Annotated in this window: 13 protein-coding genes; 11 read left to right on the top strand and 2 right to left on the bottom strand. The window is 57.9% G+C overall.

The genetic code is table 11. The annotated features are described in order from the left end of the window. Positions 1 to 23 precede the first annotated feature (23 nt). Together BZK31_RS09385 and BZK31_RS09380 are read right to left on the bottom strand one after the other, a co-directional pair. Positions 24 to 485: a GNAT family N-acetyltransferase gene (locus BZK31_RS09385; RefSeq protein WP_083182425.1), complete on the bottom strand. Its 462-nt coding sequence runs from the start codon at positions 483 to 485 to the stop codon at positions 24 to 26. 62 nt (positions 486 to 547) lie between these two features. Then, the gene (locus tag BZK31_RS09380; RefSeq protein ID WP_083182424.1) at positions 548 to 1,444 is read right to left on the bottom strand and encodes a chemotaxis protein; all 897 of its coding nucleotides are present in this window, start codon (positions 1,442 to 1,444) and stop codon (positions 548 to 550) included. Between the two features lie 433 nt (positions 1,445 to 1,877). On the opposite strand from BZK31_RS09380, the gene BZK31_RS09375 reads away from it, so the two are divergent. From BZK31_RS09375 to BZK31_RS09320, 11 genes are all read left to right on the top strand, one after another. Continuing rightward, entirely contained in the window at positions 1,878 to 2,387 is a 510-nt protein-coding gene (locus BZK31_RS09375; protein WP_083182423.1) for a disulfide bond formation protein B, read from the top strand. 462 nt (positions 2,388 to 2,849) lie between these two features. Next, positions 2,850 to 3,791 carry a ubiquinol oxidase subunit II gene (cyoA, locus tag BZK31_RS09365; RefSeq protein WP_083182422.1) on the top strand — a complete coding sequence of 314 codons (942 nt, stop codon included), beginning with the start codon at positions 2,850 to 2,852 and terminating at the stop codon, positions 3,789 to 3,791. 3 nt (positions 3,792 to 3,794) lie between these two features. After that, entirely contained in the window at positions 3,795 to 5,807 is a 2,013-nt protein-coding gene (cyoB, locus tag BZK31_RS09360) for a cytochrome o ubiquinol oxidase subunit I (RefSeq protein WP_083182421.1), read from the top strand. A gap of 2 nt (positions 5,808 to 5,809) precedes the next feature. After that, positions 5,810 to 6,436, top strand: coding sequence for a cytochrome o ubiquinol oxidase subunit III (locus BZK31_RS09355; protein ID WP_083182420.1), 627 nt, complete (start codon positions 5,810 to 5,812; stop codon positions 6,434 to 6,436). Beyond that, complete coding sequence (cyoD, locus tag BZK31_RS09350) at positions 6,436 to 6,768, top strand: cytochrome o ubiquinol oxidase subunit IV (protein WP_083182419.1); 333 nt, start codon at positions 6,436 to 6,438, stop codon at positions 6,766 to 6,768. Before BZK31_RS09355 ends, cyoD begins: the two co-directional genes overlap by 1 nt. A 10-nt stretch (positions 6,769 to 6,778) precedes the next feature. Further along, positions 6,779 to 7,666 (top strand): heme o synthase, encoded by an 888-nt coding sequence (gene cyoE / locus BZK31_RS09345; RefSeq protein WP_083182418.1) that lies wholly within the window; start codon positions 6,779 to 6,781, stop codon positions 7,664 to 7,666. A 217-nt stretch (positions 7,667 to 7,883) separates the two neighbouring features. Next, complete coding sequence (locus tag BZK31_RS09340) at positions 7,884 to 9,383, top strand: ATPase domain-containing protein (RefSeq protein ID WP_083182417.1); 1,500 nt, start codon at positions 7,884 to 7,886, stop codon at positions 9,381 to 9,383. Then, positions 9,373 to 11,466, top strand: coding sequence for a hybrid sensor histidine kinase/response regulator (locus BZK31_RS09335; protein WP_244182655.1), 2,094 nt, complete (start codon positions 9,373 to 9,375; stop codon positions 11,464 to 11,466). The genes BZK31_RS09340 and BZK31_RS09335 overlap by 11 nt, the downstream gene beginning before the upstream one ends. A 157-nt stretch (positions 11,467 to 11,623) precedes the next feature. Further along, positions 11,624 to 12,505, top strand: a complete 882-nt coding sequence (locus tag BZK31_RS09330; RefSeq protein WP_083182415.1) for a glycosyltransferase family 2 protein — start codon at positions 11,624 to 11,626, stop codon at positions 12,503 to 12,505. A gap of 39 nt (positions 12,506 to 12,544) precedes the next feature. Beyond that, entirely contained in the window at positions 12,545 to 13,174 is a 630-nt protein-coding gene (locus BZK31_RS09325; RefSeq protein WP_167377895.1) for a CatB-related O-acetyltransferase, read from the top strand. Between the two features lie 156 nt (positions 13,175 to 13,330). Continuing rightward, the gene (locus BZK31_RS09320; protein ID WP_083182414.1) at positions 13,331 to 14,350 is read left to right on the top strand and encodes a branched-chain amino acid aminotransferase; all 1,020 of its coding nucleotides are present in this window, start codon (positions 13,331 to 13,333) and stop codon (positions 14,348 to 14,350) included. Positions 14,351 to 14,548 lie beyond the last annotated feature (198 nt).

The following is a 14,548-nucleotide window of genomic DNA, read 5'->3' as shown; positions in this document are numbered from 1 at the left end:
TTGGGGGAGCGAATTATGGCAGATCATACTGGTACGACTGGCAAGCGACTGACGTAGGACATGCCTGATTTTTCATAAAGACGCCGTGCGCCCAGGTTGTTTTCAACGACCTTGAGATCGACGCAGCCTTCGCCTTGCTGCCGCAGGTGCGCGAACAGGTGATTGAGCAACGCCGTGCCGATCCCTCGGTGCCGGTAATCGGCATGAACCACCAGGTCTTTGATGAAGGCGCTGGTCCAGCAGGCGACAACGCCCACCGCGATGCCTTCGTGCATGGCCAGAAAACACAGCGATGGATTGAATTCAGGGTCGTGCTCGAAAGCTGAAAGCCACTCGGCATACTGTGCGACGCTGCCCGATCCGTCCTGATAACCCGATGACAGGAGGCCATGGACGGTCGTGGCCTGCCGAAGGGAGAAGGGCGCAACGATGATGCTGGCGGGCCATTGCGCTTTGGCTACCGGCCCGTCGAGACCGCGACGCATCAACCAGCAATGGTCGGGCGATGCGTCGTCAGGTCCTGGACAGCTTTTCGGTGGCCGGTGGATCAGATGCCCTGTGCCACGACCGTACGGGCGGCCTCGATCAGACATTTGGTCAGCTCGGGAGACGAGAACTTGGTCAGCACAGCATTGGCACCGGCAACCTGGGCCTTTTCACTGTTCATCGCGCTGTCCAGCGAGGTGTGCAGCAGGATGTACAGATCGTGGAAGTCAGGCGTGTCACGCAAGGTGCGGGTCAGGGCGTAGCCGTCCATCTCCGACATTTCAATGTCGGACACCACTACGTTGATCTGCGCGGCAGTGCCTTGCAGTTCCAGCAACACATCGATGGCTTCCTTCGCGCTGCGGGCAGTGTGGCAGTTGATGCCCAGATTGCGCAGGGTGATGATCGATTGCTGCAGGGCAACCTGGCTGTCATCGACGACCAGAATGCGGGCCTGGGCCAGCACTTCGGCGTCTTCTCTGGCCAGTTCCGCCGACTGGACGACGATCTGCGCCGGGGCGATACCGTGAATGACCTTCTCGATATCCAATACCTGCACCAGCACGCCGTCGACCTGAGTGACACCGGTAATGAACGACTTGCTGCTCGATCCATAGGGTGGCGGGCGGATGTCGGTGGTCAGGCAGTGCACGATCTTGCTGACGGCCTGCACGTGCAGACCCTGTTTGGAGCGGCTGACGTCGGTGACGATCAGGCAGCCGCCATCCGGGTCGGCCAGCGGCCGTTCGCCGATGGCCCGGCTCAGATCGATGACCGACAGCGACGAGCCGCGTAGCGTGGCGATGCCTTTGACGTGCGGGTGCGATTCCGGCAGATGAGTCAGCGCAGGGCAGGGAATGATTTCGCTGACCTTGAGCAGATTGATCGCCATCAGCTTGCCGCTGCGCAACGTGAAGAGGAGCAGCGAAAGTGAATCTGCTCGGACGTTCTTGGACATAGTGACCTTCTGGCTATAGGTGTTTCGTCGCCTGGAGGCGACAAACATCTTTCTCTGACAGGTTATCGACCCGCAAGGTTGTGGCTTTAGGATTTTTACAGGATAGCGGGTCGAAGGGCCGAATCCCGCGGTGCGACAAAATACCGCGCCCTTCTATATATAGAGGGGGTGCGACAAACTGACGCAGCCTTCTATATATAAGGAAGAGAAATCCTCCTTTGGTCGACCCGGTCACGTCTTGCCTGCAACGCAACCATCCAGCGGGCAGATTCTGCCGTATGGTCGGTGCCCGCTTGAGTTGTCAGGTGCAGCGAACGATTATCGCGTGCGATCCGGGGCGGGCGATTCTACACTGCGCGTCCCGCCCTCAGGTGGCTGGTAATATCGTCCCCGTGCGGCCGCCACCCACTCATCAGTTCAGTAAGGTATGTGAATGAGCGACAACCTGTTGTACCTGCAACGTGAAAAGCGCTTTCTGGTTCTGCTGGGGATTATTTGTCTGTCCCTGATCGGCGGCGCCCTGTACATGCAGATCGTGCTCGAGGAGGCGCCGTGCCCGTTGTGCATCCTGCAACGCTACGCACTGCTGTTCATAGCGCTCTTCGCCTTCATCGGCGCTGCCATGCCCGGCCGTCGCAGCGTGACCCTGTTCGAGGTGCTGGTTACCCTCAGTGCGCTGGGCGGCATTGCCGCAGCGGGGCGTCACGCCTGGATCCTGGCCCATCCGGCGGTCAGTTGCGGCATCGATACCCTGCAACCGATCGTCGACGGCCTGCCGCTGGCGGACCTGTTCCCGGTTGTCTTTCAGGTCAGCGGTTTCTGCACCACCCCTTATCCGCCGGTCCTGGGTCTGTCTCTGGCGCAATGGGCGCTGGTCGCCTTCGTTCTGACCGCGGTGCTGGTTCCGGTCTGCGTCATCCGCAATCGACGTAAACCTTACTGATTACAAGGGCTTTGGTGAAAAAAGCCTCTTGAAATCGAGGCTTTTTTACGATGTCCCAAGCTGGTTTCGGCGTTATTGTTGCGGATTGTGAGATTAACTGTTACAAAATTAGGCATAGTCATTAAAAATTTACATATCTACAATCCCCGTCACTTGTCGTCCGGCTTGACTGGGCGATCAGCAATTTTGAGGCCTTGAGCGTCACCTGTGTACTCTGAACAGGCAGCGCAATGCTGGCCTCCGAGGGCGCATTATGGCCGCGCTGAAGGCGTCTGCCCTGCACATCGGGCAGTCCCAGCAGCTCAAAATAAGAATCCATAGCTAACCCGGATTTGTCGATACGTCGCGTTGGCGTACTGGCAGGCCCTTGTTCAATTCAAAAAAATTGCCGGCACTGGCAGGGTGAAGTGTTGGCGGTCGAAACCCAACTGCACCGCGCAAGCTGCTTTTAGAGGTCGTGAAATGAGTAAAAAAAGGTACCCCAGGTTTTTTGGCTTCTTGGCCCTTTTCTGTATGCTTTTGCTCAGTGGATGCGACGGCGTACCTCTGCTCGATCCAAAAGGGCAGGTAGGTATCGAGCAGCGTAACCTGATCATCATCGCCACGTTGCTGATGCTTATCGTCGTGATCCCGGTCATCCTGATGACCCTGATCTTCGCCTGGAAGTATCGCTCGTCGAACAAGGCTGCCAAGTACACGCCGGACTGGTCGCACTCCACCAAGATCGAAATCGCGGTCTGGGGCGTTCCCATGCTGCTGCTGGTGTTCCTGGGTTACTTCACCTACGTCTCGACTCACGCACTGGACCCGTACCGTCCGCTTGATTCCGACGTGAAGCCGGTCACGATCCAGGCCATTTCCGTAGACTGGAAATGGATATTCATCTACCCGGAATACAACATCGCGACGGTCAACAAGATCGTGTTCCCGGCCAACACGCCGATCAATTTCCAGGTCACCTCCGACAGCGTGATGAACTCGTTGTTCATCCCGGGTCTGGGCGGCCAGATCTACGCAATGGCGGGCATGCACACCAAGCTGCACCTGATCGCCAACGAAGTTCACGAGTTCAACGGTATCTCCGCCAACTACAGCGGCGCAGGGTTTACCGGCATGAAGTTCAAGGCCAATTCCGTGAGCCAGGCCGATTTCGACAACTGGGTCGCAGACGTCAGGAATTCACCGAAGAAGCTGGGTCAGGCCGAGTATGCTGAACTGCTCAAGCCGAGCGAGCGCAACCCCGTGGAACTGTTCTCGACAGTCACTCCGAACCTGTTCCAGATCGTCATCGACAAGTATGAAGGCATGAACCCGGGCAAGAAGGTTGTTGCTGGTGAGAAAGAAACCGCCAGTATCGACGGTGCGGAAAAGAGCAAAAATTCAGCTGCTGGGGCAGAGGAGTAAACGATGTTTGGCAAATTAAGTCTGGAAGCGGTGCCGTTCCACGAGCCGATAGTCATGGTGACACTTGCCATGATCGCGCTTGGCGGCCTCGCGGTAGTCGGGTTGATCACCTATTTCCGCAAGTGGACCTACTTGTGGTCTGAATGGCTGACGTCCGTCGACCACAAGAAAATCGGCGTGATGTACATCATCGTTGCCATGGTCATGCTGCTGCGCGGCTTTGCCGACGCGATCATGATGCGTACCCAACTGGCGATGGCCCAGAATGGTTCCGAAGGCTTCCTGCCGCCGGAACACTATGACCAGATCTTCACCGCTCACGGTGTGATCATGATCATCTTCATGGCGATGCCGTTCTTCACCGGTCTGATGAACATCGTTCTGCCTCTGCAGATCGGCGCTCGCGACGTTGCCTTTCCGTTCCTGAACTCCCTGAGCTTCTGGCTGCTGGTCGCAGGCATGCTGCTGATCAACATCTCCCTGGGTGTCGGTGAGTTCGCCAAGACCGGCTGGGTTGCTTATCCGCCGTTGTCGGGGTTGCAATACAGTCCTGGCGTGGGGGTTGACTACTACATCTGGGCGCTACAGTTATCCGGGTTAGGTACGACGCTGACGGGGGTCAACTTCCTCGTGACCGTGCTGAAAATGCGTACCCCTGGCATGAAACTGCTGGATATGCCGATCTTCACCTGGACCTGCACCTGGGCAAACATCCTGATCGTGGCTTCGTTCCCGATCCTGACCGCTACCCTGGCGTTCCTCACCCTTGACCGCTACCTGGACTTCCACATCTTCACGAACGAAATGGGCGGTAACCCCATGATGTACGTGAACCTGTTCTGGGCGTGGGGTCACCCTGAGGTATACATTCTGATCCTGCCGGCCTTCGGCGTGTTCTCGGAAGTCATCTCCACGTTCTCCGGCAAGCGTCTGTTCGGCCACAAGTCGATGATCTTCGCTTCCGGTGCGATCTGTGTACTGGGCTTCATGGTCTGGCTGCACCACTTCTTCACCATGGGGGCGGGTGCCAACGTCAACGCCTTCTTCGGGCTGGCGACGATGCTCATCGCGATCCCGACGGGTGTGAAGCTATTCAACTGGCTGTTCACCATGTACCAGGGCCGCCTGCGCTTCACCGCACCGGTACTCTGGACCCTGGGCTTCATGGTCACCTTCTCGATCGGCGGTATGACCGGCGTTCTGTTGGCGATCCCGGGTGCTGACTTCGTGCTGCACAACAGCCTGTTCGTGATCGCTCACTTCCACAACGTCATCATTGGCGGTGCGGTGTTCGGTTACATCGCCGGCTTCGCGTTCTGGTTCCCTAAGGCGTTCGGCTTCACGCTGAACGAGAAGTGGGGCAAGGCAGCGTTCTGGTTCTGGATCGTCGGCTTCTTCGTCGCGTTCATGCCGCTGTACGCGCTGGGCTTCCTGGGCATGACCCGTCGTTTGAACGCTACCGACATGCCAGAGTGGAACATCTACCTGGACGTCGCGCTGTTCGGCGCCGTGCTGATCGCATGCGGTATCGCTTCGCAACTGATCCAGCTGTTCGTGAGTATCCGTGACCGTGCCAAGAACCCGGACGTGACCGGCGACCCATGGAATGGCCATACCCTGGAATGGTCGACTTCGTCGCCACCACCGTTCTACAACTTTGCCGAACTGCCGAAGGCAGACGACATCGATGCGTTCACCGACGCCAAGCGTGCAGGTACCGCCTACAAGGTGCCCGCTCACTACTCGGCGATCCACATGCCTAACAACACGCCGACCGGCCTGTACATGGGCATGCTGCTGACCGTATTCGGTTTCGCATTCATCTGGCACATCTGGTGGCTGGTTGGCGCAAGCCTGGTTGCAACCATCGCGGTCTTCGTCGCTCACGCTGCACGTGACGACCAGGGCTACATGGTGCCGGCCGAAGAAGTAGCGCGTATTGAAGGTGAGCACCACAAGGTCCTGGCGGCCAACGGTGCATACACTCCTGTCAAGTCCTCGCTGGAACAGGTTTAAACATGTCGAATATTGCAATCAATCCTGGAGCCCACGATCACCATCATGATCACGGGCATGACGATCACCACGACAGCGGTGGCATGACGGTCTACGGCTTCTGGCTGTACCTGATGACCGACTGCGTGTTGTTCGCCTCGTTCTTCGCGGTCTACGCCGTGATGGTCAACAGTGTCGCGGGCGGCCCGTCGGGCCAGGACATTTTCCTGCTGCCGTTCGTGGCCGTGGAAACCGCGTTCCTGCTGGTCAGTAGTATCACTTACGGCTTCGCCATGCTGGCTCTGTACAAGGGCAATAAAAGCCAGGTACTGGGCTGGCTGGCGCTGACCTTCCTGTGTGGTGCTGCGTTCATCGGCATGGAAGTCTATGAGTTCCATCACCTGATCCACGAAGGTTACGGTCCTAGCCGCAGCGGCTTCCTGTCAGCGTTCTTCGCGCTGGTAGGCCTGCACGGTGTGCACGTGACCAGCGGTCTGATCTGGATGGCGATCATGATGTATCAGGTCCAGAAAAAGGGCCTGACCAACACCAACAAGACCCGCCTGAGCTGCCTGAGCCTGTTCTGGCACTTCCTGGACGTGGTCTGGATCGGCGTGTTCACCGTTGTCTACCTGATGGGGGCTTTGTAATGTCGAATTCACATCACCCGGCTGAAGACCATAGCCACGGCTCCGTGAAGTCGTACATTATCGGCTTCGTTCTGTCGATCATCCTGACGGCCATCCCGTTCGCCCTGGTCATGTCGCCTTCGCTGCCGAAGGACATGACCATCGCGATCATCCTGGCGTTCGCGATCATTCAGATCCTGGTGCACCTGCATTACTTCCTGCACCTGGACTTCTCGAGCGTTCAGCGCAACAACGTGATGGCCTTCGCCTTTACCACGATGGTTATCGTTCTGCTGGTTGGCCTGTCGTTGTGGATCATCTTCAGCATCCACCGCGAAATGATGGCGCATTGAGGAATACCAGATGTCACTGAAGCACTTTATCCAAATCACCAAGCCGGGGATCATTTTCGGTAACGTGCTTTCGGTGGCAGGTGGCTTTTTTCTGGCTTCCAAGGGAAATATCGACTTCAGCGTGTTCCTGGCTGCGGTCATCGGTACTTCCCTGGTCGTTGCGTCCGGTTGCGTGTTCAACAATTGCATTGATCGGGACATCGATCAGCGCATGGAAAGGACCCGTAACCGGGTTCTGGTGCAGGGTCTGGTTTCGTTGAAACTGGCCTTGCTCTACGCGACCGTACTGGGTATCGCAGGCGTAGGCCTGCTGTATACCAAGGCCAATCCGCTGGCTGCACTGTTCGCGGTGATCGGCTTTGTGATTTACGTCGGCTTCTACAGCCTGTACCTGAAGCGCAAATCCGTTCACGGCACGCTGGTCGGTAGCCTGTCCGGGGCAATGCCTCCGGTCATTGGTTACTGCGCAGTGAGCAACAGCTTCGATTTCGCGGCGTTGACGCTACTGGTGATGTTCAGCCTGTGGCAGATGCCGCACTCGTATGCGATCGCGATCTTCCGTTTCAATGACTATCGTGCGGCGAAGATTCCGGTTCTGCCGGTCAAGCGCGGCATTCTGGTCACCAAGCGTCACATTCTGCTCTACATCCTGGCGTTCCTCGTGGCCACCCTGATGTTGACCGTTGGCGGCTATGCCGGCCTGAACTACCTGGCTGTTGCGGCCGGTATGGGCATGTACTGGTTGTACATGGCCTGGAAAGGCTACAAAGCTGTTGATGACACCGTCTGGGCCCGCAAGCTGTTCGTGTTCTCCATCTTCACCATCACCGCGTTGAGCGTGATGATGTCGGTGGACTTTCAGGTAGCGAAAGAGCTGCTGGTGACGTACGCGTTCTGACCGGTCAGCGGTACTGACAAAAAACCCCATTCGTTTGAATGGGGTTTTTTTATGCAGGCAAATTGAAAAAGCAAAAAATGCAGTGTGTGGGCGCCTGTAAGTTCAATTTTATTTTCGTCATGTTCGCGTGCTCGGTAGCGGAGCGGTCAAGTCGGCCCCATACTAGCCTGCACATGATTCAACGCTCTTATCGCGCTGCACTCCTCCCGAGGTAAAAATGGTCCAACCCCGTCCCATCGTCTCGACTGGCAATGCCGGTTTTGACACGGTCCTGAAAGGTGGACTGCCCAGCAACCGGCTCTATCTGCTTGAAGGGACTCCGGGGGCCGGCAAGACGACGCTGGGCCTGCAGTTTTTGCTCAACGGTGTGAGCGCTGGCGAGTCCGTGCTCTACATCACCCTGTCGGAAACCAGCGAAGAGCTTGAAAGCGTTGCGCATTCGCATGGCTGGTCTCTGGACGGTATCGATCTGTTCGAGTTTTCTTCGACCGAAGAAGTCCTGGGCGACGAGTACGAGCAGTCGATCCTGCATCCCTGGGAAGCCGAACTTGGCGACACCATCAAGCTCATCCAGCAGCGGGTGGAGAAATTACAGCCACAACGGCTGGTGTTCGACAGCCTGTCGGAGATGCGTCTGCTGGCTCAGGATCCATTGCGCTACCGTCGGCAAGTGCTGGCGCTCAAGCAGTACTTCGCTGGCAGAAACATCACCGTGCTGCTGGTCGACGACCTGACAGCATCAAGTGGCGAGCGTGACAATCATCTTCACAGCCTCTGCCATGGCGTTATCACGCTGGAGCGTCTGACCCTGGATTTCGGCGCGGCCCGTCGCCGTCTGCAGGTTCAGAAACTGCGCGGCGTCGATTTCATCGCCGGTTTTCACGACCTGACCATTCGCAGGGGTGGCCTGGAAGTCTACCCGCGCCTGATTGCCGCCACTCATCATGTGGCGTTCCGGGCAGAGTCTGTGGCCAGCGGCGTTCCCGCGCTCGACGACCTGCTGGCTGGCGGGCCGTTACGGGGCACCAGCACGCTGGTCACCGGTCCCGCCGGGTCGGGCAAGACCACGATTGCGCTGGCCTATCTGTCAGCAGCGTGCGCCCGTGGCGAGAACTGCACGATCTACGAGTTCGACGAACGCGTGGGCACTCTGATCTCTCGTGGCGACAGCATGGGCATGGACCTGAGCCGTTACGTGGACAATGGTCAGTTGGTCATCCAGCAGATAGACCCTGCGGAAATTTCCCCAGGTGAATTCGCCTGGCGCGTTCGCAGTGAAGTCGAAGGACGTGGCAGCAGCATGATCGTCGTCGACAGTCTCAACGGCTACATGGCCGCGATGCCACAGGAACAACAGTTGATTCTGCAGATGCACGAGTTGCTGTCCTACCTGAGCCATCTTGGGGTCGTTACGTTCCTGATCAACCCGCAGCATGGTCTGGTGGGTTCGATGTCCACCAATCTGAACATTTCCTATGTGGCGGACTCGGTGGTGCTGATCCGGTTCTTCGAGGCTCAGGGCCGCTTGCGCAAAGCCATCTCGGTGTTGAAGCACCGGGGCGGAGCGCACGAGGACGCGATTCGAGAGTTGCGCATTGACTCGAAGGGCGTGCGGGTCGGCGAGCCGCTGGTCAATTTCCGGGGTGTCCTGACCGGAACGCCTGAATATTTCGGTGCCGATCTTCCCCTGATGGAAGAGCGAAAGCGTGACGATTGAGATGAGCCCTGAAGGCAAGACCCTGTCGATCGTGGCACCCTTCAAGGGCGACGCGATCAGCCTGCGCAAGCTGTTTGGCGACATGTATCCGGTACAGACCTTCCAGAACCTGTCCGAGCTGTCGGACGGTCTTGGGGAAAACACCGGGCTGGTGATTCTCACCGAAGAAAGTCTTTCCGGTGACGCGGCGAGTTTCGGCCGGGCGCTGGAGCAGCAGCCGGGCTGGTCGGAAATACCGATCATTCTGCTGGCGTCGAGCAAAGGCCGTTCCGGAAGAGACACCGAGGTGGCCAGACGTCGGCTGCCCAAGTCGGCTGGCCACGTGATCGTTCTGGAGCGCCCGCTCAGCTCAGCGTCGCTCTTGAGCGCCACTGCTGCGGCCTGGCGTTCGCGTGAGCGCCAGTTTGAGATGCGTGAGAGCCTCACTCAACTGGCGGAAGAGCGAGGGCGCCTGCAGATTCTGCTGGAAAACATTCCGGTCGGCGTGTGCTTCATGAACCTGGAAGGCAAGTCGATCATCAGTAACCCGCTCTACAGGCAGTACGTGCCGTCGAACGTCATTCCCTCCAGGCACACAGGAGGATCGGCGCAATGGGTCGGGCTCGACTCGCAGGGCCAGAGACTGGAACCGCACATGTTCCCGGGCGCACGGGCGTTGCGCGGGGATCCGGCGACAGGTGTGGACTTCTACCACAGCGCCGAGGGTACTCACCAATCGTGGATGAGGGTCAGTGCAGTACCGCTGTATGACGAGCGCCGCCATATCATTGGTGCGGCATCGGTCATCGTCGACATCAATGAGGAAAAAAAGTCAGAGCTCAATCTGCGCCGCTTCAACGAAGAGCTCGAGATTCAGGTCAAGGCGCGTACTCAGGAACTCAACGAAGCGGTCGAGAAGCTGAAAGCCGAAAGCGAAGAAAGAGCGCGGGCCGAAGAGCACTTGCGTCAATCCCTGAAAATGGAGGCCGTGGGCCAGTTGACCGGAGGAATCGCCCATGACTTCAACAACATGCTCACCGGCGTCATCAGCGCGCTCGACCTGATCAAGATCCGCATGGGCAAAGGGCAGATGGACGGCGTGGAACGGTTCATGGATGCGGCGATGACCTCTGCGCAACGCGCCGCCTCGCTGACTCACCGCCTCCTGGCGTTCTCCCGGCGGCAGTCGCTGGATGCCAAGGCGGTGTCCGTCAATCAACTGATCACCTCGCTCGCTGACCTGCTGCGTCGCACCGTGACCGAGCAGATCGTACTGACGCTCGACCTGAGTCCTGAGGATCCGTGGATCTTCGCTGACACTAACCAGCTGGAAAACGCGATTCTGAACCTGGTCATCAATGCGCGGGACGCCATGCCGGAAGGCGGAACGCTGACCATCGCCACACGTGTCGATACCGACCATGAAGACCTGGGCGATGGGCACACCGGCAGACGTGCATGCGTGCAGGTGAGGGACACCGGCTGCGGGATTGCCCAGTCGATCCTGGACAAGGTCACCGAACCCTTTTTCACCACCAAACCCATCGGGCAGGGCACCGGTCTGGGGTTGTCCATGGTGTATGGCTTTGCGAACCAGAGTCATGGCAGCCTGTCGATCGACAGCGAGCCCGGCACCGGAACCACCGTTTCGATCTGCCTGCCTGAGCACAGCCGGGTCGAATTGGAGCAAACGGCCGCTCCGGTCAATACCGTTCCAGGTCAGGGTCAGTCCATCCTGTTGGTCGAAGACGATGACTCGGTGCGGCTGATCAATCGGGAAGTGCTCGAAGAGCTGGGTTATCACGTTCATGTTGCCCGTGATGGCGAGGAGGCACTGCAGATATTCAACAGCCTGGAGCGTGTGGATCTGCTGCTTACGGATGTCGGCCTGCCGGGGATGAACGGCCGCCAGCTGGCCGAAGTCATTCAACAACTTGAGCCGCGCATGCCAGTGCTTTTCCTGACGGGCTACGCAGAGGGTGCAATGGCCAGGGCCGATTTCCTTGGTCCGTATATGCAGCTGCTGACCAAGCCTTTTGCGCTGGAGGTGTTGGCCAGTCATGTCGCGGGCATGCTTCACAAAGACGAAACATTTGTGGATTGACGTTCTGTGTGGCCAAAGGCAGAAGGGTGTTTGTATCTGTTTCTGAACGAACATGAGTCATCATGGAAATACAGAGTGACTTGTCGCATGATACGGCTTTGCAATGCCCGGATTACCGGGCCACGAGCCAACAATAATTATGGTTGTCACTTCTGCGATGTCCTCGACCGATCAGGATGTTACGTCGAAACCCCTTGTTTCGATCATTGCCCCTTGCTACAACGCCGAACGATTTCTGGAAGCCGCGATTCAGAGCATCTTCGCTCAGGATTACGAGAACTTCGAAGTCATCATTGTCGATGACGGCTCCAGTGATAATAGCATTGCGATGCTCGAAGCACTGCAGAGCCAGTATCCGTTCCAGCTCTATCGTCAGCCCAACCAGGGCGTCAGCGCCGCGCTGAACCACGGACTCAAATACGCCAGGGGTGTCTACGTGTCCACGCCGGACCTGGATGACATCATGCTGCCGTCATCCGTGAGTGTGCGTGCCGAGTACCTTGATACGCATCCCAAGGTAGGGTGCGTGGGCGCGCTGATCAGTTACATGGATTGTGACGGCCACTACATCAAATGCCAGTCGCGCAATTACATTGAAAAACTCAAGTTTGATGACGTGTTGCGTAACGCGGTGGTCGTCGGCGCGCCGGTAGCGCTGTACCGGATGCAGGCAATCAGGGACGCGGGCGGCTATGACCCGGAGATCAGGGTCCAGGATTTCCAGATGACCCTGAAGATCGCCTCCAAGGGTTACGAGATCCACGTGCTTCCGGTGGTGGTGACGCGTTATCGACGCCACCCCAACAACCTGTCGCGTAAATACAAGGTGTTGCTCGAGGCAGACCTTAAGACCATCGAGCCTTATCACCAGCACCGTGATTATCAGCGGGGCCGCACCGAGGTGATCAACAAAGCGCTCAAGTATGCATCGGTGTCCGACAAGCGACATGGCTGGAAGCTGCTGTTTTCCATTCCACTGAAGCACATGAACCGCACGACCTGGCGTCGATGCAAGCGTTTGTTGCTGAGCTACAGATAAAGCGACAGCTTTTCAGCGCTCCACTGGATTCAGGGTCTCATGAAATTTTTCGACAAACTCAAAGAAAGAAAGATACGCAAGCAGTTGCGCCGAATGGACAAGCTGGAGCGAGCGCCGGAGAAAATCAGGCTGCGCTATCCGCGTTACGAAGTGGGCGTGGGAACGTATGGCATCCCGGATGTCATCGAGTTCGGTGACGACACGATCCTGCGAGTGGGCTCCTACACCTCCATCGCCGAAGGCGTCAGGATTCTTTTGGGCGGTGAGCACCGAACCGACTGGATTACCACATACCCGTTTCCGGCAATGGTCGATCAGGTCAGTGATATCAAGGACTACGCGCCGAGCAAAGGCGATGTCACCATCGGCAGCGACTGCTGGATCTGCGCCGACGCTGTCATTCTTTCCGGGGTGACGATTGGCCACGGCGCCATTGTCGGAGCGGGTGCAATGGTCGTACGCGACGTGGCGCCATTTTCGGTAGTCGGTGGCAACCCCTGCAAGTTCATCCGCTGGCGCTTTGAAGAAGACGTGCGCGAGCTCTTGCTTCAGTCCGCGTGGTGGGACTGGCCCATGGAAGAAGTGAAATCCGTCGCACGCACGTTATGCAGCACCGACATGAGCGCTTTTCTGACTTATGTTCGCCAGCGTCAGGTTCGGGCAGATTGACGGCATGCAGTCGCTGGAGCAGGCTCTATCGCTTGCACGGATGCAAAAACGCCTGATCGGTTTGTATTTATTTCAAGCCTCAGGTTTCGAATGATCTGGCAGAATACGGCATTGGCCTGACTCGTCCAGGCAGTCGCTAAAATGATAGAGGGCGTTATGAGTCAAGAAAGCATCAACTGGGACACGCTGGGTTTCGACTACATCAAGACCGACAAACGCTACCTCTCTCACTGGCGCGATGGCGCATGGGATGCGGGCTCGCTGACCGAAGACAACACCCTGCATATCAGCGAGGGTTCTACGGCGCTTCATTACGGTCAGCAGTGTTTCGAAGGCCTGAAGGCCTATCGCTGCAAAGATGGCTCGATCAACCTGTTTCGTCCCGATCAGAACGCCCAGCGCATGCAGCGCAGCTGTTCTCGTCTGCTGATGCCTCACGTTCCGACCGATGTATTCATCGAAGCCTGCAAGCAGGTCGTCAAGGCCAACGAGCGTTTCATTCCGCCGTACGGTTCCGGTGGCGCGCTTTACTTGCGTCCGTTCGTGATCGGCGTGGGTGACAACATCGGCGTGCGCACGGCCCCGGAATTCATCTTCTCGATCTTCTGCATCCCGGTTGGTGCCTATTTCAAAGGCGGCCTGAAGCCGAACAACTTCGTGATCTCGGGCTACGACCGCGCCGCGCCGAATGGCACCGGTGCCGCCAAGGTCGGTGGCAACTACGCTGCCAGCCTGATGCCGGGCTCAGAGGCCAAGAAGCACAGCTTCGCCGATTGCATCTATCTGGACCCGCAGACTCATTCCAAAATCGAGGAAGTGGGGTCGGCCAACTTCTTCGCGATCACCCATGATGATGTGTTCCTGACTCCGAAGTCGCCCTCCGTGCTGCCGGGCATTACCCGCTTATCGCTGATCGAACTGGCAAAGTCTCGCCTGGGCCTGACGGTCGAGGAAGGGGACGTGTTCATTGACCGCATCCATGAGTTCAAGGAAGCAGGCGCGTGCGGCACTGCCGCAGTGATCACGCCGATTGGCGGGATTTCCTACAAGGACAAGCTGCATGTGTTCTACAGCGAATCCGGAGTCGGTCCGGTCACCCAGCGCCTGTACAAAGAGCTGACCGGTGTGCAGTCCGGTGACATCGAGCCGCCAGCAGGCTGGATCGTCAAGGTCTGAATCCTGTGTGCATGCCCATCGATCCGCACGGGCATGCCGCTTTTGAAGCTGTGCGTCACCTAAGGCTTATGCGGGTTTTCACGCAACCAAATCAAAAGGCTATGGATGACCGGTGGGAGTGAGCTTGCTCGCGAAGGGGCCAGTGCATCCGATCAGGTAGCGGCGCGGCGTACACCGTTTTCGCGAGCAAGCTCGCTC

It is taken from the genome of Pseudomonas floridensis (genome assembly GCF_002087235.1).
GTDB classification, from domain to species: Bacteria; Pseudomonadota; Gammaproteobacteria; order Pseudomonadales; family Pseudomonadaceae; genus Aquipseudomonas; species Aquipseudomonas floridensis.
This window is presented reverse-complemented; position numbering and strand designations above follow the sequence as displayed.